The sequence below is a fragment of the Sphingomonas paludis genome (genome assembly GCF_053502515.1).
Window position 1 is genome coordinate 1,647,425 of record NZ_CP187558.1, and the last position, 16,189, is coordinate 1,663,613.

A 16,189-nucleotide genomic window follows, 5' to 3' on the forward strand; every position below is an offset into this window, starting at 1 on the left:
TCAGGCCAGGTGCCGCCCCATGAATCGGGCGAACTGGTTGCCCCAGCCATGCGCCGGATGGGCGCTGTTGAGCGCCATGCCATAGCCGTGACCACCCAGTTCATAGACGTGCAATTCCGCCTTTACCCCCGCAGCGCGGGCGGCGGCAAACACGCCAAGGCTCATGTCCACCGGCACCAATCCGTCATCGACCGAATGGACCAACATCACCGGCGGCAGCTGTGCCGTGATCCGGCGGTCGGACGAATAGCGGGTCAGCGCGGCAGCGGGCGGGTTCGGGCCCAGCAGGTTGATCGCGGACTGGCCCTTCAACCCGCTGTTCGGCGCGACGGTCGACACGGCATAGACCAGCCCAAGGCAATCGGGCCGCGCTGGCAGCCGGTCGGCGGCGTCGATGGGCGTATAGACCCGGTCGGCATGGCCAACCGCCAGCGACAGGGCCAAATGGCCACCGGCCGAAAAGCCGAGCACCGCGATCCGGCGTGGATCGATGTTCCATTCGCTCCACCGCGAACGAATGACGCGCATCGCCCGCTGCGCATCCTGCAGCGGCACGTCCCAACGGTCGCGCCACCCTTCCGTCGGCAGGCGATAGGTGAGCACGAACACCGTATAGCCGAGCGTATTGAGCGTCCGGGCGACGTTGACCCCCTCGTTTTCCACCGACACGAATCCATAGCCGCCGCCGGGGATGGCCAGCACCGCGCGTCCGTTCGACTGGGCCGGGCGGAATACCGCCAGCGTCGGCATGGCGATGCCGCGACCCCAGAGCTGGCGATCATTCGGCGCGCCGTTGATCGAATTGTTCGGGGCGGGCAGGGTGGCCGGCGCGTTGGGCGGTCGGCCGGGCCAAAGCGGCACTGCGCCGGGCGGAGGCCAGCTCGTGATGGTCGGCCCTGCCTGAGCGGCAGTCGCGGCCATGGCCGGGGCGGATGCGCCCGCACCGGCCAGCCCGATTGCCCCGCCAATGACGCTGCGGCGGTCCAGGGTCAGGGTCATCGGCAATCCTTTGGTCAGCGGAACAGGGGGATGGCCGCATGCAGCGTCAGCGCAGCCAGCGTCAATGTCGCCAGCGTGAACAGGGCAAAGCGCACGACCACCCGGTTGCTGGTCACCTGCACCAGCGAATGGGCGATGCGCAACCCCACATAAGCCCATGCAATCATTGCATTGATGCCGCCGCCCTGCTGGATCACGGCCAGCGTCAGGCAGATGGCGTAGAACAGGACCGGCTGTTCCAGCAGGTGATTGTAATTGTCCGCCGGCCACTGGCTTTTCGGGTCGATCCGCTGGCGCAGGTCGGCGCCCGTGCCGCCGGTCAGCCGCCGCACGTCGATGCCCGCCTGCCGCATCGCCGGAATGCGGGTCAGATACATCCATAGCCACATCACCAGCGTCCATGCGATCAATGCGACGACGGGTTGCAGGATCGTGATCCCGCCAAGCTGTCCGTGCATGAAAAAAGCCTCCCCCGAATGTCCTCGGGGGAGGCTGGATCAATCATATCGGTTGTTCAACCCGGTACCGGTCCGTGTTCCTGCGAAAGCCGGAATCCAGAGCGGCATGGCGTAGGCCCCGCGGCCCTTGGCACCTGCGTTCGCAGGTGCACCGGGGCGATCAGGCGAACAGCTTGGCCCAGGCGCGCTTGGCGCGGTCCTTCCAGTGGCCGCGATGATAGGCGTCGCTGGCCAGCAGCGGCATCACGCTGCCCGCTTCGGCGAAGACCATCTGTTCGATGCCGGTGTTCACCTTGCCCCAGCTCGCCGCTTCCTGCAGCGTGGAGGAGGAGCAGGCACCGTCGCGCACATCCGCCACGGTGATCTGCACCGCGTATTTGTGCACCTCGACATCGTCATGGCCGAGGATTTCGGCGCAGACGACCGTGTCCTGGATGAAGTTCTTGGGCACGCCGCCGCCGATCATCAACAGGCCTGTCGTGCCCGCCTGGATCTTGATCTCGGTCAATTCGCGGAAATCGGCGATGGCGTCGAGCACCATGTACGGCTTGCCCGCCTTCACCGAATCCACCTGATGCTTCACCAGACCGAAGCCAGCCGAGGAGTCCACGAATGCCGGGCAGAAGATCGGCACGTCATGCTCGTATGCGAGTTTGACCAGACTGTTGTCCTTCTTGCCATGCTCGACCAGATACTTGCCCATCTCGCGGATGAAGGCGCGGGACGAATAGGCTTTCGGCTCCAGCGTCTCGGCGATCTCGAAAATGGTGTGGTCGACATGCTGCAACGCCACCTCGTCGATATAGGTGTCGTAGATCCGGTCGATGTACAGCGAACGCAGCGTATCGTCGTCCGGCACTTCCAGCGCCTGATAATGCTTGTGGCCCAGCCCTTCGAAGAAATCCATGTCGACGATGGTCGCGCCGGTGGCGACGATCACGTCGACCATGTTGTTGCGTACCAGTTCGGCATAGAGGTTCATGCAGCCGCCGGCCGAGGTCGAACCGGCAATCACCAGCACCACCGTGCAATCCTTGTCGGCCAGCATCTGGTTGTAGATGCCCGTCGCGCGGCCCAGGTCGCGGCTGGTAAAGCTCATCTTGCCCATCGCGTCCACGATCGGGCGGGCGTCGAAACTGGTGATGTCGATATGCTCGACTTCGGTCGACAGCAGCTCCGCCTTGCGGGTGTCGTTGATCTTGGTGTCGGTCATGGTTGGTCTCTCGATCAATCACGCAGTCATTGGGGTCGGGGACGCGCAAACCCTTTTAAGGATGCTATCAGGCCCGCTCGCCCTGAGCCTGTCGAAGGGCTGTCCTTCTTCCGATGAAGAAAAGACAGGGCTTCGACATGCTCAGCCCGAGCGGGCACTGTAGTGAATGGCCTGCGTTACAGCTTGACGACGTTCGATGCCACCGCGGCGTCTTCGTCCGCCGCGACATACAGGCTGGTCATTGGCTCATCGTCGACGATCACCGTCGCATCGGAGCCGAAACCGTTGAACGCGGTGCGCATCGCCGCGCCGTAAGCGCCCAGCATCCCCACCTCAATATAGTCGCCCGCGCGCACATCGGCGGGCAGCATGAACGGCCCGGTCATGTGGTCGAGGTCGTCGCAGGTGGGACCATAGAAGCTGAACGCCATGTCGCGGGCATTGCTGTCCGGCTCGCGCAGCAGGCGGACGGGAAAGCGCCAGCCGATATGCGCCGCGTCGAACAGCGCGCCGTAAGCGCCGTCGTTGATGTACAGCTCGTCGCCGCGCCGCTTTTCGACGCGCACGATGATCGAGCTGTATTCAGCGCACAGTGCCCGGCCCGGCTCGCACCACAGCTCCGCCGAATAGCTGATCGGCAGGCTTTCGAAGGCGCGGTGGATCGTCGCGAAATAGCGTTCCAGCGGCGGCGGCTCCATGCCCGGATAGCTGGACGGAAAGCCTCCGCCGACATCGACCACGTCCACGGTCACGCCCGCCTCGACAATGGCGATGCGCACCCGCTCCATGGCGTTGGCATAGGCCTCCGGGCTCATCGCCTGGCTGCCGACATGGAAACAGATGCCGAGCGCGTCCGCCGCCTGGCGGGTGGCCATCAGCAGTTCCTTGGCCTCGCCCGGCGCGGCGCCGAACTTGGCGGCCAGCGACAGCTTGGAATGATCGGACGACACGCGGAGCCGGACGCACAGCGTCAGGTCGCTTGCCGCGACGCCGTCGCGGCTGGTCGCGCGGACGATCTTTTCCAGCTCCTCGATGGTGTCGAGCGAGAAGGTGCGCACGCCGTGCGTGAAATACGCCTCTTCGATCGCTTCCTCAGCCTTGACCGGGTGCATGAAGCACAGGGTCGCGCCAGGTACTTCGCGGGCAACCAGCCGTACCTCGCCGATGGAGGCGACGTCGAAATGCGTCACCCCGGCATCGAACAGGATGCGGAGCAGATCGGGCGACGGGTTCGCCTTGACCGCATACATCGACCGCCCCGGAAACTTCTCGACAAAGAAGCGGGCGGCACGCGATGCGGCGTGCGGACGAACGAGCGTGACCGGAGCAACCGGTCGAGTGGAGACAGCTAGCCCCAGCGCGCTATGATGCTTGTGCAATTCAAGGGACCTCCAAATGCCTTGCGGCAAACATTGACGAAAAGCTGCCTTGCGGTTGGAAGTCCCATGGGGCAGCGGAGGCGCGGACATATGCAGGATGGCCCCGGCTGTAAAGACATTGCACCGGGTTTTTTCGGGTCGGGGTGATTTTGTGACACTAATAAGACAGCCGACGCGCGCCGGAGTGCGCGATGCAGCAGCCAAGATCGCCGCAATTCTGCCGCCGACACCTCTGTTCGTCGCCGAAATCCGCGGGGTGCCCGTTGCGTTCAAGGCGGAATCGCTTCAGCCGATCGGGGCATTCAAGCTGCGCGGCGCATGGCACCGGCTGACGGCGATCGATCCGATGGTGCGGGCACCCGGAGTCGTCGCCTTTTCCTCGGGCAACCATGCGCAGGGCGTCGCCTGGGCGGCACGGCGGCTGAACATGCCTGCGGTCATCGTGATGCCGGAGGATGCGCCCCGCGTGAAACGCGATGCCACGCTCGCGCTGGGGGCAGAGGTGGTCACCTATGACCGGCGGAGCGAATCGCGTGAGAAGATCGCGGCGCATCTGGCCCATGCGCGCGGCGCGACGCTGGTGCCCAGTTTCGACGATCCTTGGGTCATCGAGGGCCAGGGAAGCGTCGCGATCGAGGCGCTGACCCAGATGGTCGAGATGCGCCTGCCCGATCCGTCGCACATCCTGGTCCCCTGCGGCGGGGGAGGGCTGGCGGCCGGCATGGCGCTGGCACTGCCCGATGCGCGCGTCACCCTGGCCGAACCTGCCGGGTGGGACGACATGCGCCGCAGTCTGGAGGCTGGATGGATCGAACCGGTCGGCCCCGACGCGCCCCCCACTGCCTGCGATTCGCTGCAGACGCCGCGGGTTGCGGAACGGACGTTCGAGGTGCTGGCCCGGCGCGGCGCAACCGGAGTTGCCGTAACGGAGCCGGAGGTGCGGGCGGCCCAGCGCTGGGCGGCGGCGCGCCTGCGACTGGTGATCGAACCAGGCGGGGCGGCGGCACTGGCTGCGATATTGGCGGGCAGGGTTGAGCCGCAGCCGGGAATGCTGGTCGTGCTGTCGGGGGGGAATACCGATCTGGATGCGTTCGCACAGGTGCTGGCAACATCCGATTGATCCGCTAAAGCACCCTCATGCCCGGCGCACTCACCTCGATCGGCAATGCCGCGCCCGCCATCGCCATGCTGGCGGTGTTCGCCCTGGTCATCGGCGCATTGGTGCTGTTCCGGCGGGGCGGGAACCGCCGCCAGCCCGTGCTGATGCTCGTGCTGGCGGCCATCCTGTTGGCCAACGTCCTGATCCTGACGCTCTGATCCGCGTCAGCTGGTCCGGAACCGGTGTCGAGCGTTGTCCTTGCGGACGCGTCGCTCACCGGATCGGACAGGAGGGATCCAGCCGGAAATCCAGATATTTGTCCACGCTGCCCATCAGGTCGTCCATTTCGTCCTGAAAGAAATGGTTCGCGCCCTTGATGGTGTCGTGGTGGATGGTGATGTGCTTTTGCGTGCGCAGCTTTTCCACCAGCTTCTGCGTGCCGCCCGGCGTCACGACCTCGTCGGCATCCCCCTGGATGATGATGCCCGACGACGGGCAGGGGGCCAGAAAGGTGAAGTCGTACATGTTCGCCGGCGGTGCGATCGAGATGAAGCCCCGGATTTCCGGGCGTCGCATCAACAGCTGCATGCCGATCCAAGCGCCGAAACTATATCCGGCGACCCAGGTGGTCGATGCTTCGGGGTGAAAGCTCTGCACCCAGTCGAGCGCGGCCGCCGCGTCGGACAATTCGCCCACGCCGTTGTCGAACACGCCCTGGCTTTTTCCGACGCCCCGGAAATTGAAGCGCAGCGTGGCAAAGCCGCGCCGCTGGAACGTCTTGTACAGTTCCTGGACGATCCGGTTGTTCATCGTGCCGCCCGACTGGGGATGCGGATGCAGGATCATCGCCACGGGCGCGCGGGGGCGGGGGGCGGGGGCGAAACGCCCCTCCAGACGACCTTCTGGGCCGGGAAAAATGACTTCGGGCATGGTTACTCGCGAAAATGGCCGGCCCGCGCTGGCGCGGGTCAAGTGACCGGCTATATAGACGCTCGGGCCGCGCGTGCAATCATTGCGCCCGTCCCGCAAATGGGAATTGCCGATGGCCAGTCGCATCTATCTCGATCATGCCGCGACGACGCCGATCCTGCCGGTCGCCCGTCAGGCGATGGCCGATGCGCTGCTCGATTGGGCCAATCCCTCCTCTCCCCATGCAGAGGGGCGGGCGGCGCGCGCCCGGCTGGAGGCTGCGCGGGCCGCGGTCGCCGATGTCTATGACTGGCCGCACGAGGTGATCTTCACCAGCGGCGCGACGGAGGCGATCCGCATCGGCCTGCGCCGGGCACAGGCCGGCCGCCGGCTGGTCGGGGTGACCGAACATGATGCGGTGCTGCGGGCGGCGAGCGATGCGGTGATGCTGCCGGTCGATCCTGACGGCGAGGTCGATCTGGACCGGATGGAGGCGTTGCTGGCCGATGCGGGCGAGCGGCCGCTGGTCGTGGTGCAATGGGGCAATAACGAAACCGGTGTCCTGCAGCCGCTGGCCGATGTGTCGGCACGGGTGAAGGCGGCGGGCGGCCTGTTGTTCGTCGACGCAGCCCAGATGCCCGCCGGTTGGTCCGACGCGCACCGACCGCAGGATCATGCCGATTTCATTGCCGTGTCTGGGCACAAGCGCGGTGGGCCGCCCGGCGTCGGCGCGCTGTTGGTGCGCGATTTCGCCCTGTTGCTGCCGACCGGCGGGCAGGAGCGCGGCTATCGCGGCGGTACCGAAAATCTGCCCGCGATCCTGGGCTATGCCGCTGCGCTCGCCGAGCCGGAGCCGCTGGACCGGCTGGCGGCGCTCCGCGACCAGCTGGAGGACGCGATCCTTGATGCCGGGGGCGAGGTGATCGGGGAAGATGCCCAGCGTCGATCCCCGCTGGTCGGTGCGTACCGGATGCCGGGGATGAAGGCGACGACCCAGCTGATCCGGTTTGACATGGCGGGCATCGCCGTGTCGGCGGGCAGCGCCTGTTCGTCGGGATCGATGCGGCCCAGCCATGTGCTGGCCCATATGGGCATCGACGGGGACGAGGCGGGCGAGGTGGTCCGCATCAGCTTTGGCCGGGACACGCAGGAGGCCGATGTCGATACGGTCTGCGATGCCTGGGAATCGATCGTGGGGCAGCGCGAATGTCCCGATCCGGACGAGGATAACCGCGACGGGCCGGTCGCCGGATGATCTATCTGGACCATCAGGCGACGACGCCGCTCGCGGCCGAGGCGCTGGCCGCGATGCTGCCTTGGCTGTCCGATGACGGATTCGCCAATCCCCATTCCCCCCATGCTGCCGGTCGACGGGCCAGGGCGGCGGTCGAGGCGGCACGGGCACAGGTGGCGGCCCTTTTGCCGCCGGGTGGGCAGGTCAGCTTTACCAGCGGGGCGACCGAGGCGCTCAATTGGGCGATCAAGGGTTTGCCGCCGGGCGATATCGTCACGCTGGCGACCGAGCACGCGGCGGCTCTGGATACGGTCGAAGCATTGCGGCGACAGGGCCGGGACGTGACCATCCTGCCGGTCGGCAAGGACGGGCTGGTCGACATGGATGCCGCGGTTCAGGCCATCGTGCCGGGGGTGGCCGCCGTCGTCGCCATGCTCGTCAACAACGAGATCGGCGTGATACAGCCCATCGCCGCCCTTTCCAAGCTGGCGGATTTCGCCGGCGCGGTTCTGATCTGCGACGCGGTGCAGGGCTATGGCAAGATCGCGGTACCCGATTGCTGCGACATCGTCGCCGTCTCCGCGCACAAGATCTACGGGCCGAAGGGCATCGGCGCGCTGTGGATCCGCGACGGCATCACCCTCGACCCGTTGATCCATGGCGGCGGGCAGGAGGGAGCGGGGCGATCCGGCACGCTGTCGCCCGCCCTGTGCGCCGGCTTTGGCGCGGCGGCGCGGCTGGCCGGACAGCGGATGGCCGGTGATGCCGCCCATGCCGCCCGCCTCTTCGCCCTGGCGCGCGACCGGCTGGGCAGCGGCTGGGCTCTGAACGGGGCCGCCGATCCTCGCTGGCCCGGCAACCTGAACGTCCGGCATGACGGGCTGGACGTCGCCCGCCTGATGAGCGACTGTCGCGACATCGCCTTTTCGGCGGGGTCGGCTTGCGCCAGCGGATCGGGTCGCCCCAGCCATGTGCTGCGGGCGCTGGGCCTCAGCGATGCACACGCCCGATCCAGCATTCGGCTCGGTTTCGGGCGGACCACGACGGAGGACGACCTGATGACCGCCCTAGACCGCATCTGCCGTGCCGCCGCCGATCAACGGATCGCTGCATGATCCGGCTGCGCTTCATTGCCGCCGACGGCCAGACGGTGCGGGAGGTTGCCGCAGCACCGGGCGGTCGGCTGCTGGAGGTGGCACAAGCCGATGGCCAGCCGCTTGAGGGGACATGCGAGGGCCAGATGGCTTGCAGCACCTGTCACGTCCTGGTCGCTGCCGAAGACTATGACCGGTTGCCCCCGCCGGTCGAGGAGGAAGAGGACATGCTCGACCTTGCCCCAGGGGCGACGCGGTTCAGCCGCCTGGCGTGCCAGATCGTGTTGACCGACGCGCTGGACGGGCTGACCGTGCGCATCCCGGGCAGCCACCGCGACATGCAGGGACGATAGGACGCCCATGACCATGACCCTTTCCCGTCGCCAGTTGGTGCTGGGCGGCATTACTGCTACCGCCATCGGACTGCCCGCCGCGACCTGGGCACAGGCCCGCGATCCCATCGCCCGGATCGTCGAGGAGGCGGGGGGCCGGATCGGGGTGGCCGCGCTCAACACCAACACCGGCCAGCGGCTGATGATCGATGCCGAATCGCGTTATCCGATGTGTTCGACCATCAAATTGCCGCTGGTCGCCGCCGTGCTGGCGCGGGTGGACGACGGACAGATCGGCCTTGGCGATCCGGTGCGTTTCGGCACGGCCGACCTGCTGGATCACGCGCCCGTCGTTCGCGCCGCCATCGGTCAGGGAGAGCTCAGCGTCGAGGCGCTGTGCGCCGCCGCCATCGTCCAGTCCGACAATACGGCGGCCAATCTGCTGTTCATGAAAGTGGGCGGCCCCGGCGGCCTGACCCGTTTCCTGCGCGCATCCGGCGATCCGGTGACTCGGAGCGACCGGATGGAGCCGGAGTTGAACCGGTTTTCGCCCGGCAGCGACCTGGATACCACCAGCCCCTATGCGATGGCCCGGCTGGCCAAGCAGTTGCTGACCGGCGGAGACGTGCTGGGTGCTGCATCGCGTGCCCGCCTGATGGGCTGGCTGGCCGCATCGACCACGGGCGTGAACCGGCTGCGCGCCGGACTGCCCGCCGCCTGGGCCGTGGGCGACAAGACGGGCAGCAGCGGGCGGGGCCACTGGAACGATGTCGCAATCGCCACGCCGCCCGGCCGCAAGCCCATCGTCATCGCCAGCTATCTGGAGGCATCGGGCATGGACCCCGCCCGTGCGGAGGCCGCGCATCAGGAAGTGGGCAAGCTGATCGGGGCGATCTGGGCACGCGCCTGACCTGACCCGGCTTGCATCGCGGCGCGCGCTGGCCCATATGCGCTGGCGGAAGTCGGGCGGGCGGTGCCGTCGCGAACCTGGTCAGGTCCTGACGGAAGCAGCCACAGTGATTTCGCTCCGGGTCGTCCCGGCTTCCACCTCCCTTCGCCAGCTCCCGTTTGCCGCCGCTGCCGCCCAGCGCTGTCCGGCAACGTGCCGTCCTGCGGTGCGACCCTTCGACTCCGCTCCATTCGCCCGCTAGGATGCTCGGCACATGAGCGACGAATCCTCCTTCGACCTGGGTGAGCCGCCCCAGCCGCCGCGCGATGCCGCCTATCGCGTGCTGGCGCGCAAATACCGGCCACAGACGTTCAGCCAGCTGATCGGCCAGGATGCGATGGTCACTACGCTGGGCAATGCGATCCGGCGCGACCGGCTGGCCCATGCGTTTCTGCTGACCGGCGTGCGCGGCGTCGGCAAGACATCGACCGCGCGGCTGATTGCCAAGGCGCTGAACTGCGTCGGCCCGGACGGTGAGGGCGGTCCGACCATCGATCCGTGCGGGGTTTGCGAACCGTGCCGTTCGATCGCGGAGGGTCGCCATATCGACGTGATCGAAATGGACGCCGCCAGCCATACCGGCATCGGCGATATCCGCGAGATCATCGAGGCGGTGCGCTATGCCGCAGTGTCGGCGCGTTACAAGATCTACATCATCGACGAAGTGCACATGCTGTCGAACGCGGCGTTCAACGGCCTCTTGAAAACGCTTGAGGAGCCGCCGCCCCACGTCAAGTTCCTGTTCGCCACGACAGAGGTGCACAAGGTGCCGGTCACCGTCCTGTCGCGGTGCCAGCGTTTCGACCTGCGCCGAATTCCCGCCGAGCTGCTGGCCGGTCATTTCGCCCATGTCACCGCCGCCGAAGGATTCGAGGCGGAGCCGGAGGCGCTGGCCCTGATCGCCCGCGCGGCAGAGGGTTCGGCCCGCGACGGCCTGTCGATCCTGGACCAGGCGATCGCCCATGCGGGGATCGAGGGCGGCGCGGTGACGGCAGAGGCGGTCCGCCAGATGCTGGGCCTGTCCGATCGCGGGGCGATCCGTGCGCTGCTCGGCCATTTGCTGGCGGGGGAGGCGCCGGCGGCGCTTGCGGCGCTTCGCGGCCAATATGATCTGGGCGTCGATCCGCTGGCGGTGCTGCGCACCCTGTTGGAAACCGTCCACGCCATCACCCTGACCAAGATCGGGACCGATGGCGGCGTTGCGCGGTCGGACGAAGAACAGGTGGCGCTGGCCGAATGGGCGGCGGGGCTGACCCATGCCCGGCTCCACCGCTTGTGGCAGCTGCTGCTGCGCGGCCATGAAGAGGTGACGCGCGCGATCCTGCCGATCGAGGCTTGCGAAATGGCCCTGCTGCGCATCATCCATGCCGCAAGCCTGCCCGATCCGGGCGAACTGGCGCGGATGATCCGGGGCGGAGAGGCGACGCTGGCCGGGCCGGTTGCGGCAGGCCCGGCGGCGGCGGAGGGGGAGGGCGCACCGGCTGCCGTGACCCCGGGTCCGTCGGCGACCCCGGCCGATGCTGCAGAACCCGGCATCGCCCTGCCCGAAACGCTTGGCGCGATGATCGACCTGCTCGGCGATCGCGGGTTCGGTGCGTTGGCGATGCAGGCGCGCAACCTGCTCCGGCCTGTGCGCTACGCCCCGCCGGTCATTGAAATCAGCAACAGCCGCCCGCTGCCGGCCGAATTTGTCGGCGACCTGAACCGGGCGCTGCGTCAGATCACCGACGCCCCCTGGTCGGTCACGCTTGTCGCTGGCGAAGGCGACCCCACATTGCGGGAACAGGAGGAACAATCGAGACAGGCGCAGCGCGCGGCCATCCTGGCCTCGCCGATGGTGGCGGCGGCGATGGCTGCCTTTCCCGACGCGAAACTGGTCGATTGACGGCCCGCAATTCAAGGAACAGGTGACGGATGAAATCGCTCGAAGACATCATGGCCATGGCGCAGAACGTTCAGAACGAACTGCAAAAGGCCCAGGCCAATCTGGACGGGATCGAGGTCGAGGGTGCGGCCGGCGGCGGGCTGGTCAAGGTGCGCGCCAGTGCCAAGGGAAGGATCATCGGGCTGGATATTGACGAATCGCTGCTCGCGCCGTCCGAAAAGACGATGCTCGAGGATCTGATCACGGCCGCCATGAACGATGCGCGGGCCAAGGCGGATGCCGCTGCCCAGGGCGAGATGTCGAAGCTGAGCGCGGGCATCCCGCTGCCGCCCGGTTTCAAGCTGCCCTTCTGATCGCACGGAACCGGATCGGTACGTCGGCGGTTCCGTCTTCCATCATTGATGGAGGGAATACATGGAACCGCGTGAACCGAACACCACTCACACGACCGTCATCGAAAAGCGTGGCGGCGGCGGCACCGTCATCATCGGCATCGCGCTGCTGATCGCGGTTCTGGTCGGTGCCTATTTCCTGATGAACATGAACCGCAACGAAGCGATCGAGACCGAGGCCGTGACCGATGCGGCCCGTTCGGTCGGCGATGCGGCGGACAAGGCCGGGGATGCCGTGGAAAAGGCGGTTCCGGGCGAATAACCCATGCCTAGCGCGGGGATCGGCGGATTGCCGTCGGTCCCCGTAGTTCGCTTGTGCTAAGACCCGGGGCAAACGCGTCGCCCCGGAACTCAATCTAGACAGCGATCCAGCCCGTCACGCGCAACGACGCCGATCCGGGCGGCGATCCGGTTGCCGTGCCGTCGGGTAAATCCGCTCGGGGCGATGCCGGGGCGCTTCTTGGGGAGGGGGAGCACGGCGGCGATCCGCGCCGCCTCGGTACGGGTCATGCGGTCAGCGCCATGCTTGAAATATCGTCTGGCCCCAGCTTCGACGCCGTAGGTGCCAATGCCGGTTTCAGCGACGTTCAGATACACTTCCATGATCCGGCGCTTGCCCCAGATCAGTTCGATCAGCACCGTGAACCATGCCTCCGCGCCCTTGCGGACAAAGCCGCCGCCTTGCCACAGGAAGACATTCTTCGCGGTCTGCTGGCTGATGGTCGATCCGCCGCGCAGAACGCCGCGGCCGCTGGCATTGCGGGCGGCGGCGGCGGCGATCGCCTTGTAATCGAACCCGGGATGGGAGCAGAAATTGGCGTCCTCGCCTGCAATCGCCGCGCGGGGCATGTCGCGGTCGATCGCATCCAGCGACCGCCAGCTTCGCGTCGCGCCGTGTCCGGCCATCATGTCGCCGATCATGGTCAGTGTGATCGGTGGGTTGACGAAGCGATAGATCAGCACCAGCGCGACCGAGGCGACGACGAAGATTGCCGCCGCCTTCCACAGCCAGCCGACGATGCGGCGGCCGATGCCGGGCTTGCGGCGGGCGGGACGGGGGGCGGCACTGGCCATGCCCCGTCCTTAGCGGCTGATCGGTGCCTGCGCCAAGTGGGCGTCAGGCGGTCAGCAGCCGCTTTTCCCCGGCCAGCCGCATCATTGCCTTTTGCAGCTTTTCGAACGCGCGCACCTCGATCTGGCGGACGCGCTCGCGGCTGACATTGTACACCTGGCTCAATTCTTCCAGCGTCTTGGGATCGTCGGTCAGGCGGCGTTCGGTCAGGATGTGCCGCTCCCGCTCGTTCAGGTCGTCCATCGCCTCCATCAGCAGCGCGTGGCGGACATCGGCCTCCTGCGCCTCAGCGACGCGTTCGTCCTGCAAAGGCCCTTCATCGGCCAGCCAATCCTGCCACTGGCTTTCGGAATCGTCGCGCATGGAAACGTTCAGCGAGGTATCGCCGCCCATTGCCATGCGGCGGTTCATGGACGTCACCTCTTCCTCGGTAACGCCCAGATCCTTCGCGATCTTGGCGACATCCTCCGGCCGCAGGTCGCCGTCCTCGAACGCGTCCAGCTTGGCCTTCATCCGGCGCAGGTTGAAGAACAGTTTCTTCTGCGCCGCCGTGGTGCCCATCTTGACCAGGCTCCACGAACGCAGGATGAATTCCTGGATGCTCGCGCGGATCCACCACATCGCATAGGTGGCTAGGCGAAAACCCCGATCCGGCTCGAACTTCTTCACGCCCTGCATCAGGCCGATATTCCCTTCGGAAATCAGCTCGCTGACCGGCAGGCCGTATCCGCGATAGCCCATGGCGATCTTTGCGACCAGGCGCAGGTGGCTGGTGACCAGCTGGGCCGCCGCCTCGGGGTCGCCATGCTCCTGAAAGCGCTTGGCCAGCATATATTCCTGCTCGGGCGCCAGGATGGGGAATTTCTTGATCTCGGAAAGATACCGGCTCAGGCTCGCCTCGCCGCCGAGCGCCGGGATCGTCGCCGGGACATTGCTGGATTTCGCCATCACCAAATCTCCCTTTACCGGTTCGTTGAAGCAGGATCGGCAACGTGCCGCCATCTGCCCCTTTCGCCGTATTGAATTTCAACCGCCAAGATGAACGATCAGTTCCCGAATGTCAGGCGGAGGTTCGCTATCGAACGACAAAGCGGTATTTGTCACAGGATGAATGAACCCCAGCCGGGCCGCGTGCAAGGCCTGACGCCTGAAACCTAGGGTTTCCAGCGCCTCCCGATGTCTGGGCACGGTCCGGCCATAGACCGGATCGCCTACCAGCGCATGACCGATGGACGCCATGTGCACCCGCACCTGATGCGTGCGCCCGGTTTCCAGCCGGCATTCGACCAGCCCGGCATGATCCAGTGGCCGAACCAGCCGCCAGTGCGTGACCGCCCGCTTGCCATGCGCGACGATCGCCACCTTCTTCCGATTGACCGGCGACCGCGCCAGCGGCGCGTCGACTACGCCCGACCCCTGTTTCGGAACGCCGTTCACCACCGCCAGATATCGGCGATCGATCGAATGATCCTTGAACTGTCTGGCCAGGCCGACATGGGCACGGTCCGTCTTTGCCGCGACCATCAGGCCGCTGGTATCCTTGTCGATCCGGTGGACGATGCCGGGCCTCGCCACGCCGCCGATCCCGGACAGCGAACCGCCGCAATGGTGGAGCAGCGCATTGACCAGCGTGCCGTCGACATTGCCCGCCGCCGGATGAACGACCAGCCCGGCCTGCTTGTCGATAACGATCAGATGCGCGTCCTCGAACACGACCGTCAGGTCGATGGCCTGTGCTTCGTTATGGGCGGGCTTGGGATCGGGAATAGTGACCGAAAACGGCGTGCCGGCCGCTGCCTTGCGCTTGGCATCCCGGACCGGACCGTCCGGCCCGATCACCGACCCTTGCGCGATCAGCAGCTTCAGCCGTTCCCGCGACAGGGTGGGCAGCGCATCCGCCAGTGCACGGTCCAGCCTCCAGCCATCAGCCTCAGCCGAAATGCGCGCTTGCAGTGTTGAGACCCCCCGATCCATGGTATCGGCCAAGATGGGTTGTGCATTGTCCATTTCAAGGGGGATAGTGAACGCAATCGTTCACGAAAGCAAGCGCGCCGCGCCGCTGGAGGCATGCGGCATCCTGTTCGGCAGGGACAACGCGGTCGCTGACTGGCAACCGGCCGCCAATGTCGCCGCCGACCCCGGCCGGCGCTTCGAAATCGATCCGGGGGCGCTGATTGCGGCCTATCGTCGGGAACGAAGCGGCGGGCAGGCGGTGCTCGGATGGTGGCATTCGCATCCGTCGGGTGTGGCGGTTCCTTCGCAAACGGATGCGGCGATGGCCGCGCCCGATGGCCGCATCTGGCTGATCGTGGCGGGCGACGAGGTCCGCGCCTGGCGGGCGGTGGCGGGTGGCTCCATGGTCGGACGGTTCGATCCCGTGCCGCTCGATCTGACCTGATCGCTTGCGGTGGCGGGTGGCCAGCGCCTAGAGATGGGCATGAGTAACGGGAGTGTGTCCGCCTTGACCATCAGCGCCACCGATTTCGCCAGCCTGCTGTGTTCGCGGCTCTGCCACGATCTGCTGTCGCCCGTGGGCGCGCTGAACAACGGGTTGGAACTGCTTGCCGATGAAACCGACCCGGACATGCGTGCCCGGTGTCTGGAGCTGTTGACGGACAGCGCGCGGGCATCGGCCAACAAGCTGAAATTCTTTCGCTTGGCCTTTGGTGCGGCAGGCGGATTCGGCGAATCCGTCGATGTGAGAGAAGCGAAACAGGCGCTGGAGGGGCTGTTCGGCGACAACAAGCGCCTGACCATCGGCTGGATGATCGAAGCGCAAAGCCTGCCCAAGACCGCGGTCAAGGTCATGCTGAACCTGGCGCTGATCGGCGGCGATGCGCTGATCCGGGGCGGCCAATTGGATATCGGGGCCGAAATCGATCACGGGCTCGTCGAAATCGTCGTCCGGGCGGCGGGGCAGCGGATCGTGCTGGATACGGAAATGCGCTCGGTACTGGCGGGCGAGCCGGTGGAGGCTGTGACGCCGCGCGCGGCTGCCGCCCATCTGGTCCGCCAGCTGGTCGGCGATGCGGGCGGAACCGTCATGATCTCGCCGCCGGATGCCGAAATCCTGTTGTTCGGGGCATCGCTGCGGGCGGCGTGATCTCCGATTTAGGCACCCATCCGGCTCTAACGCGGAATTAACCTTGGTTGTCCCATGGTCGCCGCGTCAGG

At 66.6% G+C, this 16,189-nt stretch carries 19 protein-coding genes and 1 other RNA gene; 12 read left to right on the forward strand and 8 right to left on the reverse strand.

Features of this window, described 5'->3' with window-relative positions; genetic code table 11:
* The 4 genes from ACPVPU_RS08015 to ACPVPU_RS08030 all read right to left on the reverse strand — a co-directional run bounded on the left by ACPVPU_RS08015 (nt 1) and on the right by ACPVPU_RS08030 (nt 4,049).
* Nucleotides 1-999 (reverse strand): alpha/beta hydrolase, encoded by a 999-nt coding sequence (locus ACPVPU_RS08015; protein WP_448657408.1) that lies wholly within the window; start codon nt 997-999, stop codon nt 1-3.
* A gap of 14 nt (nt 1,000-1,013) precedes the next feature.
* Nucleotides 1,014-1,457 (reverse strand): MAPEG family protein, encoded by a 444-nt coding sequence (locus ACPVPU_RS08020; protein WP_448657409.1) that lies wholly within the window; start codon nt 1,455-1,457, stop codon nt 1,014-1,016.
* 160 nt (nt 1,458-1,617) lie between these two features.
* A complete protein-coding gene (locus ACPVPU_RS08025; protein ID WP_448657411.1) occupies nt 1,618-2,670 on the reverse strand; it encodes a 1,9-bis(guanidino)-5-aza-nonane synthase in 1,053 nt (350 codons plus the stop codon).
* A gap of 176 nt (nt 2,671-2,846) precedes the next feature.
* Nucleotides 2,847-4,049 (reverse strand): type III PLP-dependent enzyme, encoded by a 1,203-nt coding sequence (locus tag ACPVPU_RS08030; RefSeq protein ID WP_448657412.1) that lies wholly within the window; start codon nt 4,047-4,049, stop codon nt 2,847-2,849.
* Nucleotides 4,050-4,200: 151 nt separating this feature from the next.
* Between ACPVPU_RS08030 and ACPVPU_RS08035 the strand changes: the two genes are divergently transcribed.
* The gene (locus ACPVPU_RS08035; protein ID WP_448657414.1) at nt 4,201-5,169 is read left to right on the forward strand and encodes a threonine ammonia-lyase; all 969 of its coding nucleotides are present in this window, start codon (nt 4,201-4,203) and stop codon (nt 5,167-5,169) included.
* Nucleotides 5,170-5,186: 17 nt separating this feature from the next.
* Nucleotides 5,187-5,366 (forward strand): hypothetical protein, encoded by a 180-nt coding sequence (locus ACPVPU_RS08040; protein ID WP_448657415.1) that lies wholly within the window; start codon nt 5,187-5,189, stop codon nt 5,364-5,366.
* 55 nt (nt 5,367-5,421) lie between these two features.
* On the opposite strand, the gene ACPVPU_RS08045 is transcribed toward ACPVPU_RS08040, so the two are convergent.
* Complete coding sequence (locus ACPVPU_RS08045; protein WP_448657416.1) at nt 5,422-6,078, reverse strand: alpha/beta hydrolase; 657 nt, start codon at nt 6,076-6,078, stop codon at nt 5,422-5,424.
* 112 nt (nt 6,079-6,190) lie between these two features.
* Between ACPVPU_RS08045 and ACPVPU_RS08050 the strand changes: the two genes are divergently transcribed.
* The 8 genes from ACPVPU_RS08050 (at nt 6,191) to ACPVPU_RS08085 (ending at nt 12,205) form a co-directional block, all read left to right on the forward strand.
* Nucleotides 6,191-7,312 carry a cysteine desulfurase family protein gene (locus ACPVPU_RS08050; RefSeq protein ID WP_448657417.1) on the forward strand — a complete coding sequence of 374 codons (1,122 nt, stop codon included), beginning with the start codon at nt 6,191-6,193 and terminating at the stop codon, nt 7,310-7,312.
* Complete coding sequence (locus ACPVPU_RS08055) at nt 7,309-8,406, forward strand: cysteine desulfurase family protein (RefSeq protein WP_448657418.1); 1,098 nt, start codon at nt 7,309-7,311, stop codon at nt 8,404-8,406. The genes ACPVPU_RS08050 and ACPVPU_RS08055 overlap by 4 nt, the downstream gene beginning before the upstream one ends.
* Nucleotides 8,403-8,738: a 2Fe-2S iron-sulfur cluster-binding protein gene (locus ACPVPU_RS08060; RefSeq protein WP_448657419.1), complete on the forward strand. Its 336-nt coding sequence runs from the start codon at nt 8,403-8,405 to the stop codon at nt 8,736-8,738. Before ACPVPU_RS08055 ends, ACPVPU_RS08060 begins: the two co-directional genes overlap by 4 nt.
* A gap of 7 nt (nt 8,739-8,745) precedes the next feature.
* Nucleotides 8,746-9,627 (forward strand): class A beta-lactamase, encoded by an 882-nt coding sequence (gene bla / locus ACPVPU_RS08065; protein ID WP_448657421.1) that lies wholly within the window; start codon nt 8,746-8,748, stop codon nt 9,625-9,627.
* Between the two features lie 46 nt (nt 9,628-9,673).
* An RNA gene (gene ffs / locus ACPVPU_RS08070) (signal recognition particle sRNA small type) lies at nt 9,674-9,767 on the forward strand.
* A gap of 113 nt (nt 9,768-9,880) precedes the next feature.
* Nucleotides 9,881-11,551: a DNA polymerase III subunit gamma/tau gene (locus ACPVPU_RS08075; RefSeq protein ID WP_448657422.1), complete on the forward strand. Its 1,671-nt coding sequence runs from the start codon at nt 9,881-9,883 to the stop codon at nt 11,549-11,551.
* Between the two features lie 29 nt (nt 11,552-11,580).
* Nucleotides 11,581-11,904, forward strand: a complete 324-nt coding sequence (locus ACPVPU_RS08080; protein ID WP_448657423.1) for a YbaB/EbfC family nucleoid-associated protein — start codon at nt 11,581-11,583, stop codon at nt 11,902-11,904.
* Nucleotides 11,905-11,965: 61 nt separating this feature from the next.
* Nucleotides 11,966-12,205, forward strand: coding sequence for a hypothetical protein (locus tag ACPVPU_RS08085; RefSeq protein WP_448657424.1), 240 nt, complete (start codon nt 11,966-11,968; stop codon nt 12,203-12,205).
* An 89-nt stretch (nt 12,206-12,294) separates the two neighbouring features.
* Here ACPVPU_RS08085 and mtgA read toward each other — a convergent pair whose 3' ends face one another.
* The 3 genes from mtgA to ACPVPU_RS08100 form a co-directional block, all read right to left on the reverse strand.
* Complete coding sequence (gene mtgA / locus ACPVPU_RS08090) at nt 12,295-13,017, reverse strand: monofunctional biosynthetic peptidoglycan transglycosylase (RefSeq protein ID WP_448657425.1); 723 nt, start codon at nt 13,015-13,017, stop codon at nt 12,295-12,297.
* A 43-nt stretch (nt 13,018-13,060) separates the two neighbouring features.
* Nucleotides 13,061-13,963, reverse strand: a complete 903-nt coding sequence (gene rpoH, locus ACPVPU_RS08095; RefSeq protein WP_448657426.1) for an RNA polymerase sigma factor RpoH — start codon at nt 13,961-13,963, stop codon at nt 13,061-13,063.
* Between the two features lie 78 nt (nt 13,964-14,041).
* Nucleotides 14,042-14,989 carry an RluA family pseudouridine synthase gene (locus ACPVPU_RS08100; protein ID WP_448660445.1) on the reverse strand — a complete coding sequence of 316 codons (948 nt, stop codon included), beginning with the start codon at nt 14,987-14,989 and terminating at the stop codon, nt 14,042-14,044.
* 46 nt (nt 14,990-15,035) lie between these two features.
* On the opposite strand from ACPVPU_RS08100, the gene ACPVPU_RS08105 reads away from it, so the two are divergent.
* On the forward strand, nt 15,036-15,413 hold the full coding sequence (locus ACPVPU_RS08105) for a M67 family metallopeptidase (protein ID WP_448657427.1): 378 nt from the start codon (nt 15,036-15,038) through the stop codon (nt 15,411-15,413).
* A 63-nt stretch (nt 15,414-15,476) separates the two neighbouring features.
* Nucleotides 15,477-16,118: a histidine phosphotransferase family protein gene (locus tag ACPVPU_RS08110; protein WP_448660447.1), complete on the forward strand. Its 642-nt coding sequence runs from the start codon at nt 15,477-15,479 to the stop codon at nt 16,116-16,118.
* Nucleotides 16,119-16,189 lie beyond the last annotated feature (71 nt).